Origin of the sequence: Pseudonocardia sp. P1 (assembly GCF_000178675.2) — a bacterium.
Classification (GTDB): domain Bacteria; phylum Actinomycetota; class Actinomycetes; order Mycobacteriales; family Pseudonocardiaceae; genus Pseudonocardia.
In genome coordinates, this window is the sequence record NZ_ADUJ02000001.1 from 3,325,501 (window position 1) to 3,346,086 (window position 20,586).

22 protein-coding genes, 2 tRNA genes, 1 other RNA gene and 1 riboswitch are annotated in these 20,586 nt (G+C 73.8%); of the genes, 9 read left to right on the forward strand and 16 right to left on the reverse strand.

The features are described 5' to 3' along the window. Positions 1 to 7 precede the first annotated feature (7 nt). Positions 8 to 2,536 carry a DNA polymerase III subunit gamma and tau gene (locus PP1_RS15105; RefSeq protein ID WP_075313919.1) on the reverse strand — a complete coding sequence of 843 codons (2,529 nt, stop codon included), beginning with the start codon at positions 2,534 to 2,536 and terminating at the stop codon, positions 8 to 10. 63 nt (positions 2,537 to 2,599) lie between these two features. Next, an RNA gene (gene ffs / locus PP1_RS15110) (signal recognition particle sRNA small type) lies at positions 2,600 to 2,694 on the reverse strand. Between the two features lie 80 nt (positions 2,695 to 2,774). Here ffs and PP1_RS15115 point away from each other — a divergent pair. Next, a tRNA-Ser gene (locus tag PP1_RS15115) sits at positions 2,775 to 2,862 on the forward strand. A 99-nt stretch (positions 2,863 to 2,961) separates the two neighbouring features. Here the strand turns inward: PP1_RS15115 and PP1_RS15120 are convergent. Next, positions 2,962 to 3,096 (reverse strand): hypothetical protein, encoded by a 135-nt coding sequence (locus tag PP1_RS15120; RefSeq protein WP_255356987.1) that lies wholly within the window; start codon positions 3,094 to 3,096, stop codon positions 2,962 to 2,964. Positions 3,097 to 3,435: 339 nt separating this feature from the next. On the opposite strand from PP1_RS15120, the gene PP1_RS15125 reads away from it, so the two are divergent. Continuing rightward, positions 3,436 to 3,825, forward strand: a complete 390-nt coding sequence (locus tag PP1_RS15125; protein ID WP_010227885.1) for a nuclear transport factor 2 family protein — start codon at positions 3,436 to 3,438, stop codon at positions 3,823 to 3,825. 19 nt (positions 3,826 to 3,844) lie between these two features. Here PP1_RS15125 and PP1_RS15130 read toward each other — a convergent pair whose 3' ends face one another. The 4 genes from PP1_RS15130 to PP1_RS15145 all read right to left on the reverse strand — a co-directional run bounded on the left by PP1_RS15130 (position 3,845) and on the right by PP1_RS15145 (position 6,823). Beyond that, positions 3,845 to 4,210: a nuclear transport factor 2 family protein gene (locus PP1_RS15130; protein WP_010227883.1), complete on the reverse strand. Its 366-nt coding sequence runs from the start codon at positions 4,208 to 4,210 to the stop codon at positions 3,845 to 3,847. Positions 4,211 to 4,311: 101 nt separating this feature from the next. After that, entirely contained in the window at positions 4,312 to 5,187 is an 876-nt protein-coding gene (locus tag PP1_RS15135; protein ID WP_010227881.1) for a metal ABC transporter permease, read from the reverse strand. Further along, positions 5,187 to 5,912, reverse strand: coding sequence for a metal ABC transporter ATP-binding protein (locus PP1_RS15140; RefSeq protein WP_010227879.1), 726 nt, complete (start codon positions 5,910 to 5,912; stop codon positions 5,187 to 5,189). The genes PP1_RS15135 and PP1_RS15140 overlap by 1 nt, the downstream gene beginning before the upstream one ends. After that, positions 5,909 to 6,823: a metal ABC transporter substrate-binding protein gene (locus PP1_RS15145; protein ID WP_249265921.1), complete on the reverse strand. Its 915-nt coding sequence runs from the start codon at positions 6,821 to 6,823 to the stop codon at positions 5,909 to 5,911. The genes PP1_RS15140 and PP1_RS15145 overlap by 4 nt, the downstream gene beginning before the upstream one ends. Before the next feature lie 115 nt (positions 6,824 to 6,938). Then, a riboswitch (guanidine-III (ykkC-III) riboswitch) is annotated at positions 6,939 to 7,005 on the forward strand. A 20-nt stretch (positions 7,006 to 7,025) separates the two neighbouring features. Between PP1_RS15145 and PP1_RS15150 the strand changes: the two genes are divergently transcribed. Continuing rightward, the gene (locus tag PP1_RS15150) at positions 7,026 to 7,340 is read left to right on the forward strand and encodes a DMT family transporter (RefSeq protein WP_010227875.1); all 315 of its coding nucleotides are present in this window, start codon (positions 7,026 to 7,028) and stop codon (positions 7,338 to 7,340) included. Positions 7,341 to 7,404: 64 nt separating this feature from the next. Here the strand turns inward: PP1_RS15150 and PP1_RS15155 are convergent, their stop codons facing one another. The 4 genes from PP1_RS15155 to PP1_RS15170 all read right to left on the reverse strand — a co-directional run bounded on the left by PP1_RS15155 (position 7,405) and on the right by PP1_RS15170 (position 11,512). Then, a complete protein-coding gene (locus tag PP1_RS15155) occupies positions 7,405 to 7,725 on the reverse strand; it encodes a hypothetical protein (protein WP_010227874.1) in 321 nt (106 codons plus the stop codon). 137 nt (positions 7,726 to 7,862) lie between these two features. Continuing rightward, positions 7,863 to 8,333 (reverse strand): (2Fe-2S)-binding protein, encoded by a 471-nt coding sequence (locus PP1_RS15160; RefSeq protein ID WP_010227871.1) that lies wholly within the window; start codon positions 8,331 to 8,333, stop codon positions 7,863 to 7,865. 34 nt (positions 8,334 to 8,367) lie between these two features. Further along, a complete protein-coding gene (locus PP1_RS15165; protein WP_010227869.1) occupies positions 8,368 to 10,719 on the reverse strand; it encodes a molybdopterin cofactor-binding domain-containing protein in 2,352 nt (783 codons plus the stop codon). A gap of 418 nt (positions 10,720 to 11,137) precedes the next feature. Further along, on the reverse strand, positions 11,138 to 11,512 hold the full coding sequence (locus PP1_RS15170) for a hypothetical protein (protein ID WP_010227867.1): 375 nt from the start codon (positions 11,510 to 11,512) through the stop codon (positions 11,138 to 11,140). A gap of 755 nt (positions 11,513 to 12,267) precedes the next feature. On the opposite strand from PP1_RS15170, the gene PP1_RS15175 reads away from it, so the two are divergent. Next, positions 12,268 to 12,477: a hypothetical protein gene (locus PP1_RS15175; RefSeq protein WP_010227865.1), complete on the forward strand. Its 210-nt coding sequence runs from the start codon at positions 12,268 to 12,270 to the stop codon at positions 12,475 to 12,477. 219 nt (positions 12,478 to 12,696) lie between these two features. Here PP1_RS15175 and PP1_RS15180 read toward each other — a convergent pair. From PP1_RS15180 to PP1_RS15190, 3 genes are all read right to left on the reverse strand, one after another. After that, positions 12,697 to 12,785 (reverse strand) — tRNA-Ser (locus tag PP1_RS15180). Between the two features lie 21 nt (positions 12,786 to 12,806). After that, positions 12,807 to 13,280, reverse strand: coding sequence for a nucleoside deaminase (locus PP1_RS15185; RefSeq protein ID WP_010227863.1), 474 nt, complete (start codon positions 13,278 to 13,280; stop codon positions 12,807 to 12,809). Between the two features lies 1 nt (position 13,281). Further along, positions 13,282 to 13,797, reverse strand: coding sequence for a tRNA adenosine deaminase-associated protein (locus PP1_RS15190; protein WP_010227860.1), 516 nt, complete (start codon positions 13,795 to 13,797; stop codon positions 13,282 to 13,284). A 110-nt stretch (positions 13,798 to 13,907) separates the two neighbouring features. Between PP1_RS15190 and PP1_RS15195 the strand changes: the two genes are divergently transcribed. Next, a complete protein-coding gene (locus tag PP1_RS15195) occupies positions 13,908 to 15,131 on the forward strand; it encodes a M20 metallopeptidase family protein (RefSeq protein ID WP_249265920.1) in 1,224 nt (407 codons plus the stop codon). Between the two features lie 58 nt (positions 15,132 to 15,189). On the opposite strand, the gene PP1_RS15200 is transcribed toward PP1_RS15195, so the two are convergent. After that, complete coding sequence (locus tag PP1_RS15200; RefSeq protein ID WP_010227856.1) at positions 15,190 to 15,321, reverse strand: hypothetical protein; 132 nt, start codon at positions 15,319 to 15,321, stop codon at positions 15,190 to 15,192. A 315-nt stretch (positions 15,322 to 15,636) separates the two neighbouring features. On the opposite strand from PP1_RS15200, the gene PP1_RS15205 reads away from it, so the two are divergent. Genes PP1_RS15205 through PP1_RS15220 form a run of 4 tightly spaced genes read left to right on the forward strand, consistent with a single transcriptional unit; the run spans position 15,637 to position 19,984 of the window. Continuing rightward, complete coding sequence (locus PP1_RS15205; RefSeq protein WP_050802322.1) at positions 15,637 to 17,040, forward strand: MFS transporter; 1,404 nt, start codon at positions 15,637 to 15,639, stop codon at positions 17,038 to 17,040. A 39-nt stretch (positions 17,041 to 17,079) separates the two neighbouring features. Further along, positions 17,080 to 18,372, forward strand: coding sequence for an amidase (locus tag PP1_RS15210; RefSeq protein ID WP_139323744.1), 1,293 nt, complete (start codon positions 17,080 to 17,082; stop codon positions 18,370 to 18,372). Beyond that, complete coding sequence (locus PP1_RS15215) at positions 18,369 to 19,001, forward strand: hypothetical protein (RefSeq protein ID WP_075313918.1); 633 nt, start codon at positions 18,369 to 18,371, stop codon at positions 18,999 to 19,001. Before PP1_RS15210 ends, PP1_RS15215 begins: the two co-directional genes overlap by 4 nt. A 38-nt stretch (positions 19,002 to 19,039) precedes the next feature. Continuing rightward, positions 19,040 to 19,984, forward strand: a complete 945-nt coding sequence (locus PP1_RS15220) for a prephenate dehydrogenase (protein ID WP_029239840.1) — start codon at positions 19,040 to 19,042, stop codon at positions 19,982 to 19,984. Here PP1_RS15220 and PP1_RS15225 read toward each other — a convergent pair. Further along, positions 19,981 to 20,571 carry a putative glycolipid-binding domain-containing protein gene (locus tag PP1_RS15225; RefSeq protein ID WP_010239407.1) on the reverse strand — a complete coding sequence of 197 codons (591 nt, stop codon included), beginning with the start codon at positions 20,569 to 20,571 and terminating at the stop codon, positions 19,981 to 19,983. The two genes, PP1_RS15220 and PP1_RS15225, sit on opposite strands and share 4 nt — an antisense overlap. Between the last annotated feature and the right edge of the window lie 15 nt (positions 20,572 to 20,586).

Here is a 20,586-nt window from a genome sequence, read left to right on the forward strand (position 1 = left end):
CCCGGCGTCACTTCGGGTCGACGGTGCGGGCGCCCAGGTGCTCCTGCAGGATCCCGAGCGCCGCGGCCTCCGGATCGCGCCGCACACCCGGTGCCGACGCCTCGGCCGCGGCCTCCGCGAGCATCGCCTCCTCCTCGTCGGCCTGGCTGGCGCGCGGGGACGGCGCTCCCTGCCCGCCCGCCGCGGTGCGGCCGCCCCGGGCGGGTCCACCCTCGTGCGGGTCGGGTGGTGCATCCTCCGGCGGGGGCTCGGGCGGCAGCGGGATGTCGCCGTCCGGACCGCCCTGGCGCCGGGCCGGACGAGCCTGCGCCCCGTCGCCCTGCTGCGCGGCCTGCCGCTGGGACGGTCGCTGCGGGACCGGGCGCTGCTGGCGTTCCGGCGCGGCCCGGCGCTGCTGCCCGGCCGCCTCGCCCTGGTCGCAGCGGACCTGCCACTGCACGCCGAGCACAGCGCGCAGCGCCTCGCTGATCACGTCGGTGTTGCGCGACTCGGAGAGTCGCCGGGCCAGCGGCGGGGCGCCGATCGCCAGCACCAGGGTGTCCCCGTCGACCGCCCGGACGGTGGCGTTGACCAGCAGCGCCTCGGTGCTGCGGCTGCGCTGGCGGACGGCGGCGAGGATCTCCGGCCACACCCGTCGGACGGCGGTCGCGTCCAGCGACGCGACCGCGGGCGCGGGCTGCGCCGACGACGGCGGGACCGCGTCCGCGGGGGCCCCGTCGCGCGGCGGGTCGGAGTGCCTCGCCGCCTCGTCCGGCCCGGCCCCGGGCTGTACCTCCCGGGGCGGCGTGGCCGGGGGTTCGGGCGCCGGCGGGGCCGACGGGAGCGGCTCGGCCGCCTCCTCCACGGCGACGACCTCCCCCGCCGCAGCGGCGTCCCTCACGGGAGAAGGCTGCTGCTCTCCGGGGGCCGGCTGCTCCGCGGTGGCCGGCTGCTCCGCGGTGGCCTGCCGGTCCGCGGTGGCCTGCCGGTCCGCGGTGGCCTGCGGGGTGTCAGGGGCTCCGGCGGCCGTGCCCCGCGGCTCGACGGGGCCGTCGGTGGCGGCCTCCGGGACGGGCCGGTCCGGCGCCTGCCGCGTCCCGCCCGCCCGCGGTGCGGCGGCCCCCGCACCCGCCGCCCGCTCGGTGGCCGGCGTGGGCTCGGCCGCCGCGCCGTCACGGGCGTCGTCGCCACCGGCGCCGGCCTGCTCCCGCGCCGGAGCGGCACCGCCGGCCGGCACCGCCGCGGTCGTCGAGGCGCCGCGACCGTTCCCGGCGGCAGGAGCGGACCCGCCGTCGGCCGCGGCCGGCCGCGACGCCGCGTCGCCACCCTGACCGGACCGCTCGCTGGGCCGCACGAAGCGCTTGGCGGCCCCGCCGTCGTCGCCGGGGTCGACGGCGATCGCATTGCGCCGCTCGATCCGCTCCAGCCGCTCGAGGAGCCCGCCGTCCGACGTCGTCGCCGCCGGCAGCAGCATCCGGGCGCACAGCAGCTCCAGCAGCAGCCGCGGAGCCGTCGCGCCCCGCATGTCGATCAGGCCCTGGTGCAGGATCTCGCCGTAGCGGGTCAGCGCGGCCGGACCGAGCCGGGCCGCCTGGTCGGCCATCCGGGAGAGCTCGTCCTCGGCACCGTCGACCAGCCCCTGCTCCGCGGCGTCCGGGACGACCTGGACCAGCATCAGGTCGCGGAAGCGCTGCAACAGGTCGGACGCGAACCGGCGGGGATCGTGACCGGCCTCGACGAGCCTGTCGACCGCGCCGTAGACGGCGGCCCCGTCGGCCGCGGCGAGCGCGTCCACCGCGTCGTCGATGAGGCCCGAGTCGGTGACCCCGAGCAGGGCGACGGCCCGCTCGTAGGTGACCCCGCCGTCGCCCGCACCGGCCAGCAGCTGGTCCAGTACCGACAGCGTGTCCCGCGCCGAGCCGCCACCGGCCCGGATGACCAGCGGGAACACCGGCGGCGCGACAGTGACCTCCTCGTCGCCGCAGATCCTCTCCAGCAGCGAGCGCATGGTCCCCGGCGGGATCAGCCGGAACGGGTAGTGGTGGGTGCGCGAGCGGATCGTCGGCAGCACCTTGTCCGGCTCGGTGGTCGCGAACACGAACACCAGGTGCTCCGGCGGCTCCTCGACGATCTTGAGCAGCGCGTTGAAGCCCTGGGTGGTGACCATGTGCGCCTCGTCGACCACGAACACGCGGTACCGCGACTCGGCGGGCGCGTAGAACGCACGGTCACGCAGCTCGCGCGCGTCCTCGACACCACCGTGCGAGGCCGCGTCGAGCTCGATGACGTCGATGTTCCCCGGACCCTCGGGTGCGAGCGACACGCAGGACCCGCACTCGCCGCACGGGTCCGGCGTGGGCCCCTGGACGCAGTTCAGCGAGCGGGCCAGGATCCGCGCCGACGACGTCTTCCCGCAGCCGCGCGGGCCCGAGAACAGGTACGCATGGTTGACCCGCCCCGCGGACAGGGCAGTGGCCAGGGGCTCGGTGACGTGCTCCTGCCCCACGACGTCGGCCAGCTTGGCCGGGCGGTACTTGCGGTACAGAGCCAGAGCCACGCCGCGAGGTTACCGAGGGGGGCCGACGGTTTCCGACACCGGGAACACCGACCGGCCGGAGACAGAAGGGGACCCCGCGCACCCGCCAGAGCCTGTTGACCCTTGCTGCCTTCCGGCCCTGGGGGAGTTCACAGGATGGACGCCGCACGGGGTCCACGGACAGTGTGCCACGGAGCGGGCCCGCCGGGGCCGAGGGGGCCGTGACGGACGGCCCCGGGCGGCAGGTAACCTTCTTCGCGGAGGATTCGCCTAGTGGCCTAGGGCGCACGCTTGGAAAGCGTGTTGGGAGCAATCCCTCACGGGTTCAAATCCCGTATCCTCCGCCAGCCTGAACAGGCAGAGCGCCGGGCACACCCCACGGGTGGCCCGGCGTTCGGCGTTCCGGACGCAGGTGCGGCTGCCGTGCCGCCGCCCGGGGCCGCGACTCAGGACGGGTGCACCTCGATCAGCACGAGACCCGTCGGAGTCTGCTGACGCCGGTGCAGCTCACGACCGCACGCGTCGAGCAGCGCTTCGAGCACCTCGGTGCTGAGCTCGGCCGGATCGATCATCGAGGGCACCGACACCACCTGCGACCTCTCGTGAGGCCTTCCCTCCACGGCTACCTCCTCGTTGCCGGCCGGGCAGCTCCGGGCCGCAGCCCGGAACCGTCGCGGAGGTCGACGTCGCGACGACATGAGGAGATTCACATCACACCGTGGTGGCATTGGTGCGCAAGGGAATCAGCCCGACTGGTCGGAGACTGGCCATTCGGTGCGCATCGCGGACATACGGCCGGTCGGGACCGGACGGTGGGCTGCCCCTCGCGCGTCGCCGGTCGTGGAGCGGAATGAAACCGGGGACGTCCCGGTTGGGCGGTCCGTCCGGACCGAACACCGCACAGCGGAGGCGAGCCCGTCATGACCGGCACCGACCTGCAGGCCAACAAGGACAACGTCCGGGCGTTCTACGACCTGATGTTCAACGGGTGCAGGCCCGCCGAGGCGCTGGAGCGCTACGCCGGGGACACCTACACCCAGCACAACGTGCACGTCGCCGACGGCAAGCAGGCCTTCGTCGACTACTTCGAACGGATGGCCGCGGAGTACCCCGGCAAGCACGTGCGGTTCGTCCGTGTCGTCGCCGAGGGCGACCTGGTCGTGCTGCACTGCCACCAGACCTGGCCGGGTGGCGACGACTACGCCGGGATCGACATCTTCCGCGTGGACGACGACGGCCGGATCGTCGAGCACTGGGACGTCCTGCAGGTCGTCCCGGCGACCTCGGCCAACGACAACGGCATGTTCTGACCCGGCCGCGGGTCGCCGCTCAGCCCACGACGGAGGCGTGGGCGGCGAGCACCTGCCAGCCCGCGCCGTCGTCGTGCGCCCAGGTGCGGGTGTAGCGGACCCGGGCGGCGAACGCCTCGCCCGCCGTCTCCCCCTCCAGCGCGACGAGCACCCAGGTGACCCCGGTCGGGCCGGCCACCCGGGTGCGGAGCTCCAGCTCCTCGCTCCGCCGCAGGACCTGTGCACCGTCACGGTGGGCCCGCAGGTCGTCGGCCTTGGCCAGGACCGTCCCGTCCGGGCCCGTGAACAGCGCCGCGTCGTCGAGCAGGGCGTCCAGCTCCGTGACGTCGGAGGCGAGCTGGGCGGCCTGCAGCCGCCGTTCGGCCGTGCGTAGGTCGTCGTCCATGCGGCCGGACGGTAGTCCGGGCGGCACTGCGGGGTGCCCGCCGTTCGCTCCGGGCGGATCGCTGCGCCGCCCGCGAACCCGCCGTCGCGACGACCCGGCCGTCACCCCGCCCGCTGCGCACCGGGTTCCGGTACCGCGGGACGCCGCCCGGCCAGGTACCGCGCGATCACGCCGTGCCGCGGCCCGAACAGGTACGCCAGCGCGAACGCCGTGGCCAGGCTGACCACCACCGCACCCCCGGTGGAGACGTTCGCGTAGTAGCTGAGGTAGGTGCCCGCGACCCCGGCGACGACCGCCACCCCGACGGCGAGGAGCAGCATCCGCTCCATCCGGTCCGTCAGCAGGAAGGCCGTCGCCCCGGGGATGATCAGCACCGCCACCACCAGCACGATCCCGACGGCCTGCAGCGCGACCACGACGGCGAGCGCGAGCAGCCCGAGCAGCAGCGCCTCCACCCGGCGCGGGTCGATCCCGACCGCGTGCGCGTGCACCCGGTCGAAGGCGACCAGGGTGAAGTCCCGCCGGCGCAGCGTGACCACCGCGATCGTCACGAGGCCCAGCACGACGATCTGGACGACGTCGGCGACGGACAGCCCGAGCAGGTTCCCGAACAGGATGTGGGACAGGTCGGTGTCGCTGGGCGTGCGCGAGATCAGGATCAGCCCGAGCGCGAACAGCCCGGTGAACACGACGCCGATCGCGGCGTCCTCCTTCACCCGCGACGTCCGCCGGACCAGCCCGATCAGACCGACGGCACCGGCGCCGAACACGAATGCGCCGATCCCGAACGGGATCCCGACGATGTAGGACAGCACCACCCCGGGCAGCACCGCGTGCGACACGGCGTCGCCCATCAGCGACCAGCCGACGAGGGTCAACCAGCAGGACAGGAGTGCGCCGACCGAGCCCGCCACGACCGCGACGAGCAGTGCACGCTGCATGAAGCCGAACTGCAGCGGCTCCAGCACCCAGGCCATCATGTGGCGGAGAACCCGAACACGCGGCCCAGCACCCCGGGGGTGAGCACCTCGCCCGGCGGGCCGTCGGCCAGCAGCCGGTTGGCCAGCAGGACCGCCCGGTCGCACAGCCGCTCGACGCCGCCGATGTCGTGCGTCGACACGAGGACGGTGCGGCCGGCGTCGCGCAGCTCGTGCAGGACCGCCGTCATCGCCTCCTGCGTGCCGTGGTCGACACCGGCGAACGGCTCGTCGAGCAGCAGCAGCGGCGCGTCCTGGGCGATCGCCCTGGCGAGGAACACCCGCTTGCGCTGACCGCCCGACAGCCTGCCGATCTGCCGGTCGGCCAGGCCGGTCAGGCCGACCCGCTCCAGCGCGTCGGCGACGGCCGTCCGGTCGGCCGCCCGGGGCCTGCGGCCGATCCCCATGCGGCCGTAGCGCCCGGTCATGACGACCTCGTGCGCGACGATCGGGAAGTCCCTGTCGATCGCCTCGGCCTGCGGCATGTACGCGATCGCGGCCGCCCGCCGGGCCGCGCGGACGTCGCCGTCGCCGACCCGGACCGTGCCGGCGTGCGGCCGGACCAGCCCCATCACGGCGGAGAACAGCGTCGACTTGCCGGAGCCGTTGGTCCCCAGCAACCCGCAGACGGTTCCGGCGCCGAGCCGGAGGTCGACGCCGTCGAGCGCGGTGACCTCGCCGTAGCGCACCGACAGGCCGGTCACCTCCAGCACCGCGGCGGTCACGGCTGCGCCCCCGTCAGCCCGTCGGAGATCACCCGGGCGTCGTGCCGGAGCAGGTCGAGGTAGCTGGGCACCGGACCGTCCTCCTCGGACAGCGAGTCGACGTAGAGCGGGCCCGCCAGCCGGGCGCCGGTCTCGGCGGCGACCTGCCGCTGCGCGGAGTCGTTCACGGTGCTCTCGCAGAACACGGCGGGCACCGCGTCGTCCCGGACGACGGCGATCGTCGACGCGATCTGGTCCGGGGTGCCCTCGGCGTCGCTGTTCACCGGCCACAGGTAGGACTCCCGCAGCCCCATGTCCCGGGCCAGGTAGGAGAACGCGCCCTCACAGGTCACGAGTACCCGCTGGGCGTCGGGGAGTCGGCCCAGGTCGGCCCGGAGCTCCTCCCCGACCTGCCGGATCCGCTCGGCGTAGCCGGCCGCGTTGGCGGTGTAGACGTCGCGTCCCGCCGGGTCGAGCTCCACGAGCGCGTCGCGGATGTTCGCGACGTAGCGCTCGCCGGCGACCGGCGACATCCAGGCGTGCGGGTTCGGGCGGTCGCGGTACTCCCCCGCGGCGATCGGCAGCACGTCGACGCCGTCGCTCACGGTCGCCGACCGGGCCTCGGACCGGTCCACGAACTGCTCGAACCAGCGCTCCAGACCGAGCCCGTTGTCGAGCACCAGGTCCGCGTCCGCGCCGCGCACCAGGTCACCGGGGACCGGCTCGTAGTCGTGGATCTCCGCCCCGGGGCGGGTGATCGACTCGACCCGGACCCGGTCGCCGCCGACCTCGCGGGCCATGTCGGCGATCACGGTGAAGGTCGCCAGCACGACCGGCCGCGGGTCGTCCGGGTCCGCGGGCTCCGGCCCCGCTCCGCACCCGGCGAGGACCAGCACGCAGGCCAGCACCACCCCAGATGTTCGCCAGGCCATAGACCGTGAGTTAGGCATGCCGAACGCTATGCGGGAGGGATCAGCGACGAGCAAGATCCGTGGTCGGACCGGTCACCATCGCTTGCCCGTCCCGCGCGACCGGGCAGACTGGGGTCCGGACCGCCGCACGGCGGGCTCCCCGGACGAGACGCGCCGTACCCGGATCGCCAAGACGACGCAGCTGTCCGGGAGGAGTGTCGTCATGGCGTGGATCTATCTGGTCGTCTCCGGCCTGCTGGAGACGGTGTGGGCCGCGGCCCTGTCACAGAGCCGGGGCTTCAGCCGGCTGACGCCGTCGATCGTCTTCGGTGTGGCGCTGGTGCTGAGCATGGGCGGGCTGTCGCTGGCCCTGCGGGACCTGCCGGTCGGGACCGCGTACGCGATCTGGGTCGGCATCGGCGCGGTCGGCACGGCGGTCTACGGGATGGCCGCGCTGGGCGAGCCGGCGACGACCGCGCGGCTGCTGTGCCTGCTGGCGATCGTCGGCGGCGTGGTCGGGCTGAAGCTCGCCCACTAGAACGACGACGGCGGGGCCGGTCCGGGTCTCCCCGGTCCGACCCCGCCGCCGCGCGGGGAGCCCCTTACTCGAAGGGTCCGTCCTTCAGCAGCCCGCCGAGGGGACCCTCGACGAACCGCGGGTCCGCCTGCGGGATCTCGGTGTCGGTGCCGTTGACACCGTCCGGCCGGTTGTCCGGCGAGAACGTGTCCGCGGCGTCGAGGAAGCTCGCGCCGAACGACCCGGTGGTCGCACCGACGGCGTCCACACCCTGGGTCGGGCTCTGGGTGCTGGGGTAGCCGTGGCCCTCGTCGCTCTCGTCCGCGCTGGCGATCCCGGCCAGCGGGAACGCCACGGCGCCCATGGCGCCGAGGGCGATCAGGGAGCGGCGCATGCGGTTCTGCATCGAATCCGTCCTATCGGTCTGGGGAGCGTGCTGCACCGGCGCGGCCCGCGGGGAGCGTGGCCGGTGCTGTGCGGCAGTGACCTGCCGTACACCCTAACGGCCTAGCTCGACGCCGGCGCTGCGGCCGCGCCGGACGATCACATGTTGTCGGCGCCGGCCTTGATCGCCTCACGGATGCGGTTGTAGGTGCCGCACCGGCAGATGTTGCGGATCTCGTCGAGGGCCTCGTCGTCGATCGAGAAGCCCTCGGCCTGGGCCCGCTTGACCAGGGCGACCGCGGCCATGATCTGGCCGGGCTGGCAGTACCCGCACTGCGCGACGTCGTACTCGATCCAGGCCTCCTGCATCGGGTGCAGGGTGTCGCCGTCGGCAAGGCCCTCGATCGTGGTGATCTCGTCACCCTCCTCGAGACTGCCGACCGGCGTGGCGCAGGGGTTGAAGGCCTTGCCGTTGACGTGGCTGGTGCAGGCCTTGCAGACGTTGATCCCGCAGCCGTACTTCGGGCCGGTCACCCCGAGCACGTCGCGCAGGACCCACAGCAACCGGACGTCGTCCTCGACCTCGACGGTGACGGTCTCGCCGTTGAGCTTGAAAGTCTGAGTGGACATGAGAACTCCTGATTCAGCTCTGGAGGGGCCGCGCTCAGCGCGCCAGCTCGCGGCCGTCGGTGGGCGACGGCGGGACCGGCGGGATCGTCGGGTACGGCTCGAACGGCAGCGGCTCGTTGTGCAGGATCGGGAACTGGGTGGGCACCTCGCCGGTGGCGCGGGCGTAGGCACAGGCGATCGCGCCACAGGTGGCGGCGACACCGAACTCTCCGGCCCCACCCGGCTCCGGGGCCTCGGAGTCCTCGATGAGGACGATGTTCATCTCGGGCGGGGTGTTCCACTGCCGGGTGTAGAAGTAGTTGTCCCAGCTCGCCTCGATGAAGTGACCGTCCTCGAGGTGCAGGCCCGAGGTCAGTGTCATGGCGATGCCGTCGTTGATGCCGCCCATCATCTGCGCCTCGTAGCCGCGCGGGTTGATGATCAGGCCGGGGTCGACGACGTAGGTCACCTTGGTGACGCGCGGACCGGTCCGCGCCGAGCGGATCTCCCGGTTCACCGTCTCCGGGCGGCAGTCCAGCTCGACGACGGCGACTGCGACACCCTTGTACTCGACGTGCATCGCGATGCCCTGCGCGGTGCCGTCCGCCATGGACTTGCCCCAGTCGGCCTCCTCGGCCGCCCGGTCCAGGACCTTCTTGTAGCGCTCCAGCTTGGTGTAGGCGGACCGGAACTCGTACGGGTCCTTGCCCATCTTCGCCGCCACCTGGTCGATCATCAGCTCACGCGCGGTCGCCGTGTCCGGTGAGTAGATGTTGCGCATCGAGCTGGTGTTGAACCGCATGTCGATCTCGTTGAGCAGGGAGGTCGCCACGCCGACGTTGTACGGGTTGGTCTGCGTGGTGATGTAGAGGGCCTGCGAGACCGTGTAGTTGCCGCCCGGCGCCTTCTGGGCCGCCGCGGTGACCGCCTCACCGAGACCGGGGTTGCCCTCGGTCGCGACACTGGTGTGCCGGATCTCGAAGCTGGAGACCGCCTCACCACTGACCTGGGCTCGCACGCGGCAGGTCGCCATCGGGTGGGTACGGCCCTGGCGCGAGTCGTCGGAGCGGGTCCACATCAGCTTGACCGGCTTGCCCATGAGCTGGGAGACCTCTGCCGCCTCCTCGGCGGCGTCCGAGAACAGCTTCCGACCGAACGACCCACCACCCTCGGTCACGTGGAACGTGACCGAGTTCTGCGGGATGCCCAGCTTCTTGGCGATCTCGGCCTGCGCGGCGATCGGGTTCTTGGCCGGACCCCAGATCTCCGCGGTGTCGCCGCGCACATCGGCGATCGCGCAGTTGGTCTCCAGCGAGGAGTTGCTGCGGAAGTAGAAGGTGAAGTCGCCCTCGAGCGTGTCGCCCGGAACCTGCGGGACGGCGAGTGGCAGCTCGGCCCGGCGGAGCTGGTCCAGGACCGTCTGGTCGCTCTCGCCCTCGACCGTGCCGCCGTCCCAGTTGACGTCCAGCGCGTTGACGCCGTCGATCGCCTGGCCGAAGGTCTTGGCCCGGACCGCGACGCCGGTCGTCATCTCCTCGACATCGGTGACGCCGGGCATGTTCCGGACCTCGTCGATGTTGTTCGCGCCCTGCGGGGCGGAGTTGAGGTTCGGCCCGCGGCAGATCACGGTCGGCAGTGCGTCGGGGATCGCCAGGTCGGTGGCGAACTGCTTCTTGCCCGTCACCATCGCCCGGGCGTCGGACTTGGTCCGCGGCTTCCCGATGACGGTGAACTCCTCGCGCGGCTTGAGGATGACCTCGACCGCCTCGTTCACCGGGCTGGCCGCCGCCTCGGTCAGCTCGCCGAACGGCAGCTCCTCGCCGTTCTGCCCCAGGATCAGCCCGGTCCGGCTCGTGAGGACGGCCTTGTCCTGCCCCAGCTCCGCCGCAGCGGCGTCGAGCAGGCGACCCTTGGCCAGAGCCGCCGCGACCCGGAACGCCGCGAACGTGGTGAAGGTCGTGCTCGAACCGGCGGTGAGCTGGTTGAACACCAGCTCGGGGCGGGCATCGGCCAGGGTGACGATCACCTGGTCCGGGTCGAGGTCCATCTCCTCGGCGATGATCATCTGCGTCGAGGTGATGATGCCCTGGCCGTTGTCCGAGCGGGGCATCGCGAACGACACCGTGCCGTCCCGGTTTACCTCGATCTTGATGAGGTTCGCGGTCGGTCGCGCAGCGTCGCGCAGCGCGTCGAGCAGGTCGTAGAGCTCGGCAGGCAGCGGCGGCGAGGGGATGGCCGCGGCGTTCGCCTGCGGCGCGCCGTTGAACACCGCCTGGCGACCCATCTCTGCCGCGACGACCAGGGTCGGGGCAGCGACGAGGTAGCCGAGGAAGCGGCGCCGGCTGACGTTCTTCCGGCTGCCGCCGGGCGTCGGGCGCTCGGGGGCGGGCGCGCTGTGAGCGGGCATCGTTGTCCTCTCCGGGGGTGCTGCGTTGCGTGAGCCCGTGCAGCGGCGTCCGTAGCGGGGAGCGGGGACTGCCGCGGGCTCTCGAAACGGGCAACGAGGCGGTTCTTTCGACGGTTACGCGCCGGTACGCGTGGACGCTGTCGATCGATCTCCGCGAGGACGGTTGTGTGCGACCATCTGATTCGCAGGTCAACGACCCGCCGGTCAGGGCACCCTTATCCGCAGATGCGGATCGATCGGTGGCCGTGGGTCCGCACAGGCAGGTTGCCTGCCAGTGGCGCATGCCACCCGTACGGGTGAACAGCGACCAGAAAGACCGAACCGGCGACAGGGTGTCGTCCGAAATGCCGCGTCCGCACCCGCGCCGGAGGAGCCGACGACGGGCGCGGGTGCACGGCGGCGCGGTGCACGGGCCGGATCAACGGCGCCCGGCGCGCAGGAGCCGGACGAAGGTCCACGGCAGCAGGACGAGGACGCCCAGCACACCGAGCACGGCCGCGGCGACGATCAGCCAGCCCGGCGCGCCGTTCCCCACGCCTCCCAGGGCGCCGGTGGCGAGCACCAGACCACCCGGCACGACGACGACGGCCGGCCACACGAGCGTCCCCAGCCACTTCTCGCCGGTGCTCCAGGCGCGGCCGGTCCAGAGCATCACGACGCCGGCCAGCCAGCCGACGACCGGCAGGACGAAACCGCCGAGCATCAGCATCAGGACCGTCAGCACGGGGTAGGCGTCCGGGTCTCCGGCCGCTCGCGGGGCAGGTCCGTGCGGGTCGGTGGTCATGGTGGTCATCTCCAGCTCCTTCGTGTCTCCCGGTCGTGTCTCCGAGGTGCCTCCAGGGTCGCGCCGGACGGGTGCCGGACACATCGGAGCAGGGGTGGATCCGCGGCGTCGGACCACGGTCGGAGACGGTGTCGTCGCAGGTCGGAGCGGTTCGGAGCGGATCACCGCGGAACGGTGCGCCGGTCCGGCCGGGCCGGGCACCCGGCCGTCCCCGCGGTCGGCACACGTCACCGGCCGCCGGGTGAAACGACTCGGGCCGCCGCGACGACATCCCCCACGACGGTCTCCGGAGGCGAGGCGCATCGCGCACCGGCGCCGAGACCGCCCCGTCACCCCGGCGAGACCCGCTCGCGACCGGTGACCGCCGGTCATCGTGGCGGCCGCTCCGCTCGTCGGCGCCGCTCGCAGATCACGGCCCCGTTGCGATCCGGGATTCATGCGTTCGCCGGGCAACCCCGCCGCCGTCCGTCGCCCCTGCGGCCCTGGCGCCAACCCCGCACGCGCCGCGGTGGCAGACGTGGGACATCGGCCGTGACCGGCGCACCGGCCCCGCCGGGCGTCCGGCCGAGCGCGCCGGGCTCGACCGCCCGGCAGCCGGTACACCCGTTCGGCTGCGCCCCGACGGCCGATTGCCGCCCTCGTCGCGAGTCGATCAGCATTCGCGCCGTGTTCCGGGGTCGTCCCGGGCCACGCCGTCACAACGATCGACGAGAGGAAACGGGTACGTGAGGAATCGAGTTCGGATCGCCGTAGGAGCTGCCGCCGTGGGTGCCGCGGGCATCGGGCTGGCGGGGTCCGCGATGGCGGGTGAGTCCTACGCGGGCCACTCCGCCGTCGGTGGCGAGCACGTGTCGTCCGTCGCGGACGACGGCGAGGGCCGCACCGGCCTGCTGACCGGCGTCGCCGAAGGCGTCGGTGGCCTGCTGGGCGGTGTCTGGGAGGCCGCGGGCCCGGTGGTCGACGGCCTGCTCTGAGGGCCGACCCGGTCTCGACACAGGGGCAGAGTGTCGAGCCCGGGCCGGCGTCGTCCATCGTGCCGCTCCGTCGGGGGTCGGGGCGGCCGGACGCGCCGGTGCACGATCGGAGGCCGGGTCCCGGGGAGGGGCCCGGCTTCCGGCATGCGGGGCGGCGAGGGGCCGATCGACCCCCGGAAAGACCGGAAGCCGGGCCCTGACGGACCCGGCTTCCCGGTGTGGCGGTAGCGGTGGGATTTGAACCCACGGAGGCTATGAACCTCACGCGCTTTCGAGGCGCGCTCCTTCGGCCGCTCGGACACGCTACCGCCGAGAAGGCTACAAGACGGCTACCCGTCGCTGACGGACGGGGGGCGGCCGAAGAACTCCTGGAGCAGCGCGGCGGCCTCACCAGCACGGACGCCGCCGACGACCTCGGGCCGGTGGCTCAGCCGACGGTCGCGCAGCACGTCCCACAGCGATCCGGCCGCCCCGGTCTTCGGCTCCCAGGCGCCGAACACGACCCGCTCGACCCGGGCGAGCCCGATCGCGCCGGCACACATCGTGCACGGCTCGACGGTCACGGCGAGGGTCGTGCCGGTGAGCCGCCAGGAGCCGACGACGCGGGCGGCGGCGCGCAGGGCCAGCACCTCGGCGTGCGCGGTGGGGTCCCCGAGCGCCTCCCGTGCGTTACAGGCGGCGGCGAGCTCGGTGCCGTCGGCGTCGAGCACGACCGCACCGATCGGCACGTCGTCACTCGCGGCGGCACCGCGCGCGACCTCGAGGGCGCGACCGAGGGCACGGTCGTCGGCGGCGCGATACAACTCAGGCGTTGACGAGCTCGTCCAGCTGGGTGGCGAAGCCGCAGCGTCGGGCGATCGTGTCGAGCTGCTCGTCGGGGTAGAGCTCCAGGTCGCCGACCAGGATCTCCAGCTCGTCGGCGGGCAGGCCGAGATCGGCCACGATGCCGAGGTCACCCTCGGGCCAGGGGTCGTCCAGTGCGTCGTCGTCCGGGGGGAGCTCGACCCGGAGCAGGTCCAGCACGTCGGCCGCGACGTCGTAGTCCAGTGCCGCGACGGCGTCGGAGATCAGCAGCCGCACCCCGCCCGGCGACGGGCGGAGGAGGACGAAGAACTCGTCGTCGACGTCGAGCAGGCCCAGCACGGCTCCGGTGGACCGCTGCGCGCGCAGTGCCGTGATCGCCGCGTCGAGATCGACCAGGGTGGCCTGGTCGAGCCGGACGCAGCGCCACCGCCCCTCCTCGCGGATCGCGGCGACCGCGAATCCGGGCAGGGCGGCGCCCCGGGTGTCCGGGGCGGCCTCGACACTCTGGGTGGGCACGACGACAACGGTACGTCCGATGGCCGCTGTGAGCCACGCCACGACCAGGTATGCGTGGTCACATCGGCGCCGCCGTCGCCCGGCGGACGGTGGTGGGCGACGATCGGTGGGTGCCGAACCCCGTGCCGATCACTGCCGCGTCCGTCGCCGGGCTGCCCGGTGACCTGCTCGCGGCCGCCCGCGCACTCCAACCGCGCACCGTCGCGCTGCGCCGGGAGCTGCACGCCGCACCGGAGCTCGGGCTGGAGCTGCCCCGCACCCGCGACGCCGTGCTCCGGACGCTGCGGGACCTGCCGCTGACGATCCGGACGGGGACGTCGTGCAGCTCGGTCGTCGCCGTCCTGGAGGGCGATCGCCCGGGGCCGACGGTGCTGCTGCGCGGGGACATGGACGCGCTCCCCCTGCAGGAGGCCACCGGGCTGGAGTTCGCCTCCCGGACCGACGGCGCGATGCACGCCTGCGGGCACGACACGCACACGGCGATGCTCGCCTCCGCGGCCCGCCTGCTCGCGGGCCACCGGGACCGCATCGCCGGCCGGGTGCTGCTGATGTTCCAGCCGGGCGAGGAGGGGTTCCACGGGGCCCGGCACATGATCGACGACGGGCTGCTGGACGACGACCCCGAGCTGGCCTACGCGCTGCACATCTCCTCCACCGTGCCGGCCGGGGAGCTGCACCACCGGCCGGGCCCGATCATGGCCGCGGCCGACGTCGTGGAGGTCCGGGTGACCGGACGGGGCGGTCACGCGTCGGCCCCGCAGGACGCGTGTGATCCCGTCCCGGCGGCCGCGGCGATGGTCGGCGGGCTGCAGACGGTGCTGACCCGGCGGGTGGGGCCGCACGAGGCGGCGGTGCTGACGGTCGCCCGGATCCAGGCGGGCACGACGGACAACGTCATCCCGGAGACCGCGGAGCTGACCGGGACGCTGCGCACCCTGTCCGAGCCGGTGCGGGCACTGCTGCACCGCGAGATCGGCGAGCACTGCCGCCATGTCGCGCTCGCGCACGGCTGCACCGCGGAGGTGACGATCGTCCCCGGCTACCCGGTGACGGTGAACGACGAGGCCGCGACCGCGTCGCTGGCCGACGTGGGCAGGCGGGTGCTCGGCACCCGCGCCTGCGTCCCGATGCGTGACCCGCTCATGGGGTCGGAGGACTTCTCCTACGTGCTGCAGCGCGTCCCGGGTGCGCTCGCCTTCCTCGGGGCGCGGCCGCCGGGCGTCGCGGCGGGCGAGGCCGCACCGAACCACTCGAACCGGGTGGTGTTCGACGAGGCCGCGTTCCCGTCCGGCGTCGCGGTCCTCGCCGGGCTGGCGCTGGCCGCCCTGTCCTGACCCCGGACACGACGGTGGGGCGGGTCCGGCAGGACCCGCCCCACGGTCACGACGTCTCTCAGGCGGTCTCGTCCGCGACGGTCGCGCGGCCGTAGCCCTTCCAGTTGCGCTGGGCGTAGGCGGCCAGGCCGGCGGTGACCGCCAGGCCTGCTCCCGTGCTCGCGATGATCGACATGAAAACGGTCGCCATGACGGCTCCTCCTCACCGGTGGCACGCGCCGTGTCCGGTGACCGGGTCCGGATGACCCGGGCGGTACGACGGCGCTTGCGATACGACGACGCTGACTGCGCCCACCAGGGATTCTCCCACCGGCCCCCGGGTGATGTCCGCCCCTCGGGGAACGGTGGACCGATGATTCGTGCCACACGTCGATACCGCTCCGCCCGGCAGTTCTCCGAGCCGTTGGTTAGCGTTGGACAAAAGTAAGTACGAAATCGGACACATCACCATGGACCGACAGTTACGTGACGTAAGCGTCGGTTCTTCGCAGATGTCGTCAGGGGGATGGACGTGGACGAACAAGCAGGTGGGAGCCATCCGGGCGTCACCGTGACCGACCCGGCCACCATGAAGCGGGCGGTCGCCGCCGCCGCGGTCGGGAACATCACCGAATGGTTCGACTTCGGTGTGTACGGCTATCTGGCCACGACGATCGAGGCGCAGTTCTTTCCGCCCGGGCCACTCGCCCAGGTCGCCGTGTTCGCGACGTTCGCCGTCGCGTTCTTCTTCCGTCCGCTGGGCGGGTTGTTCTTCGGACCGCTCGGTGACCGCATCGGCCGGACCAAGGTCCTGTCCATCACGGTGATCATGATGGCGTTCGGGACGTTCCTGATGGGGCTCATCCCGTCCTACGCGACGATCGGGATCGCGGCACCGATCCTGCTGGTCTGCGCCCGGGTGGTGCAGGGCTTCTCCACCGGCGGCGAGTACGCGGGCGCGATGACCTTCATCGCCGAGTACAGCCCGGACCGCCGGCGCGGGTACTTCGGCAGCTTCCTGGAGCTCGGCACGTTCGTCGGCTACGCCTTCGGCGCCACCGTCGCGTCGGTCCTCCCGCTGATCTTCAGCGAGGGGTTCATGGCCGACTGGGGCTGGCGGATCCCGTTCTTCGTGGCCCTGCCGCTCGGCCTCGTCGGCGTCTACCTGCGGGTGCGGCTGGAGGAGACCCCGGCGTTCCAGACGCTGCTCTCCCAGTCCGAGGAGCGCGAGGGGACCGAGGTGAAGGACGGCTTCCGGCTGATCTTCACGAAGTACCTGCCGACGTTCGTGATGGTCGGCGGCATCGTGGTCGCCTGGAACGTCACCAACTACATGCTCACCAGCTACATGCCGACCTACCTGGAGGACGACGTCGCCGCACACGGCGGCACCGCGATCGACTCGCAGACCTCGGCCTGGCTGCAGATCGCCGTGCTGTGGGTCGCCGTGCTGGTCATCCCGTTCCTCGGGCGGCTCTCGGACCGGGTCGGCCGCAAGCCGATCATGTGGACGGGTGCCGGCGGTCTGATCATCCTGGGCATCCCGATGATCCTGCTGATGCAGAACGGCTCGGTGCCCTCGGTGCTGCTCGGCCTCGTGCTCATGGGCGGGCTGCTGATCTGCTTCTCCTCGGCGGCCCCGTCGACGCTGCCCGCGGTGTTCCCGACCGAGATCCGCTACGGCGGCCTGTCGATCGCGTTCAACATCTTCGTCTCGGCCTTCGCGGGGACCGTGTCGCTGGTGATGTCGGCACTCGTGCTGACCACCGGGGACCTGCTGTGGCCCGGCTACTACCTCATCGGTGCCGGCGTCGTCGGTGTCGTGACGCTGTGGTTCCTGCCGGAGACCAACGGCAGGCCGCTGCGCGGGTCGCAGCCGTCCGCCGGCAGCGAGGAGGAGGCGCGGGAGCTCGCCCGCGCCACGCACTGATCGCTTGTCCTCCCCGGGGAGCGACGGCACGCTGAGCGCGTGCTGTCGCTCCCCAATCTGTTGCGGGCCCTGGACACCGGCGGGATCTCCCCCACCGAGCACGTCGACGACGTCCTCGCCCGGCTGGAACAGGACGAGACCAACTGCGTGGTCGAGCTCGACGCCGACCGCGCCCGGGCCCGCGCGGCCGAGCTGACGGCGATGTCCGCCCGCGGAGAGCGGGCCGGGCCGCTGCACGGCGTCGCGGTCGGGATCAAGGACCTGATCGACGTCGCCGGGCTGCCGACCCGGTGCGGGTCCCGGATCCTCGCCGACGCCCCGCCCGCGGCCGCCGACGCACCGGTCGTCGCGATGCTGCGCGCGGCCGGGGCGGTCGTCGTCGGGAAGCTGCACACCCACGAGTTCGCCTACGGGCCGGTCGGCGACGTCGCGGCGACCGGCCCGGCCCGCAACCCGCACGACCTGTCCCGGGTGACGGGCGGGTCGTCGTCGGGGTCCGCGGCGGCCGTCGCCGCGGGGCACCTGCCGCTGGCCGTCGGGACCGACACCGGGGCCAGCGTGCGCACCCCGGCCGCGCTCTGCGGCGTCGCCGGGCTCAAGCCGCGGCGCGGCGCGCTCCCGGGCGCGGGGGTGTTCCCGCTGGCCGAGTCGTTCGACACCGTCGGCCTGATCGCGGCCGACGCGGCCGGGCTCGCGACGGCCCGGGCCGCGCTGGGTGCCGCGGGACCGGCCGCCGACGGCCGTCGGCTGCGGATCGGTGTCGCGACCGGTGCCTGGTGGCGGACGCACGACCCCGCGATCGCCGACGCCGTCCGGGGTGCGGCGGACGCGCTCGCCGCGCTCGGCCACCCGGTGTCCGACCAGGACACCCCCGACGTCGCGGAGCTGGCCGCGACGTACGCGACGATCACCGGCGCGGAGGCGTACGCGACGCACCGGGGGTGGTACGCCACCCGCCGCGACGAGTACCAGCCGGCGACGGCCGCGCGGTTCGTCCGGTCCGCCGACGCCCCCGCCCATCACTACATCGACGCGAGGCGGGACCGCACCCGGCTCTCCGCCGCGTTCCTCGACCGGCTGACCTGCGACGTCCTCCTCTGCCCCACCACGAAGCTGCGGGCGACGCCGATCGGCGAGGAGGAGTCCGTGGGGGCGTCGGTCATGCTCTCGCTGCTCGAGGCGACGGTGCCGTTCAACCTCACCGACCGCCCGGTGGTGGCGCTGCCGGTGCCGGTGCCGGGGCTCCCGGCCGGCGTCCAGCTCGCCGGGATCACCGTCGGCGAGGACGTCCTGCTGGACCTGGGGCGCGCGCTCGAGGGGGCACTGCGGTGATCCTCCCGGTCGCGGTGGCGCGCGGGGTCGCCGCGGGCGAGGTGAACCGCGTCTACCGCCGGTGGGCACGGCCGCGGGTCCGGGCCGGCTCGACGCTGCGGACCGCGGCGGGCGTCGTGGAGATCGTCGCGGTCGAGCAGGTCGATCCGGCGACCCTCACCGACGACGACGCCCGCGCCGCCGGTGCGGCGTCCGCGGCCGAGGTGCTGCGGTCGTTCCGCCGGTCCCGGAGCACCTCGTCACCTGGTGCCGCACCCCACGCGACGGGTGCGTCGACCGGCGACGGGGTGCGCGACGAGGACCCGGTCTGGCGGATCCGGTTGCGTGCGGCGGGTGCGGATCCGCGGATCGCGCTGCGGGAGTCCCTGGACGACCTCGACGGGATCGCGGCGCGGCTGGACCGGCTCGACCGGGCGTCGCGGCACGGGCCGTGGACCCGGGCGACGCTGCGGCTGGTCGCGGCGCACCCCGGGGAGCGCGCCGCCGATCTCGCCGCGCGGGCCGGGCGGGAGCGGGACCCGTTCAAGCTCGACGTCCGCAAGCTCAAGGACCTCGGGCTGACCGAGAGCCTGGAGGTCGGCTACCGGATCTCGCCGCGCGGTGCGGCGTTCCTGGAGTCCGGGGCGTGATCGAGGGGGCCGCGGGCGGGTCTCTACCCTTCGGACGCATGCGAGCGGTGTGCGTGCTGGGGACCGGACTGATCGGCGGGTCGCTGATGCGGGCCGCGGCCCGTGCCGGGCGGGAGGTCTGGGGGACCGCCGCGTCCGACGCCACCGCGGCGGCCGCCGTCGCCGACGGGTTCGACGTCACCACCGACACCGACGCCGCGCTGACCCGGGCCGCCGACTCCGATGCGCTGGTCGTCGTCGCCGTCCCGCTGACCGCGCTGGAACCGGTGCTCCGGCGGATCGACGCCGTCGCCCCCACCTGCCGGCTCACCGACGCGGTGAGCGTCAAGATCCCGGTCGCCGACGCCGTCGCCGAGTTCGCGCCGCGGGCCCGCTACGTCGGCGGGCACCCGATGGCCGGCACCGCCGAGTCCGGCTGGGCCGCCGGGGACCCGGACCTGTTCGGCGACGCCGCCTGGGTGGTCGCCGCCGACGACGGTCTCGACGTCGACGTGTGGCGCGACGTCGCCGAGCTGGCCTGGGCCTGCGGGGCGCGGGTCGTGCCGTCGGCGGTCGACGAGCACGACACGGCCGTCGCCCGGATCTCGCACCTGCCGCACCTGTTCGCGGCGGTGCTCGCGTCGGTCGGCGCCGGGGAGCAGGGCGACGATCTCGCGCTGGCGCTGTCCGCGAGCTCGTTCGCCGACGGCACCCGGGTCGCCGGCACCCGGCCCGAGCTGGTGCTCGCGATGTGCGAGGGCAACCGGGCCGCGCTGCTCGGCGCCGTCGACGACGCGCTGGGCCGCCTCGGCGCGATGCGCGGCGCGCTGGCCTCCACCGGCGGGCTGGCGGCGACCGTGCGGTCCGGGCACGAGGCGCGGATGCGCTGGGCCGCCACCCGCGAGCCGCTCGCACTGCCGGTCTCCCTCGACGGCGACGGCGTGTTCGCCGAGCTGCGCGAGCTGGGCCGCCGCGGCGACGTCGTGGAGCCCTGGAAGTCCTAGAGGTCCACCCGGGTGGCGATGCCCGGGTAGTCGAGCACGAACCCGTCGGCGTCGACCGTCATGTCCGCGGCGACGTCCCCGGCCGCGAACCCGACGACGGCGGGCCCGGCCGCGGATGCCGACCTCACCGTCCGGTAGGTCTGCTCGGTGGCCTCCACCGCGAGCGTCGGCAGGTCCACGAAGACCATCGGCAGGACGTGTTCGGCCGGGTCGCGGTGCAGGCCGAGCCGGCGGATCGGCAGCGCGTTGAACACGGGGCTGAACGCGAGGTCGACGTCGCGGGCGCCGGAGAACGCGCCCCGGGTGCCGCCGGAGCCGTCGTCGACCAGCCAGACGCCGTCGGTGCTGCGGGAGATCGTGAGCTGCTGCTCGCCCTCGGCCGTCGCGACGTCGACCGCGAGCCGGGACAGCGCCCCGTCGGCGGCGACGACCAGCCGGTACGACGCCGTCAGCACACCCTCGGGCGTGCCGCGGATCATCCGGCCGACCGCGCGGAAACCGCCACCGGCCACCGTGATGCGGGCGGACTCCAGCCCGGTCGCGGCGCCGGCCTCCGGGCCGGACCGCCAGCTCAGCATGACCGCCATGCACACCACCGTTCG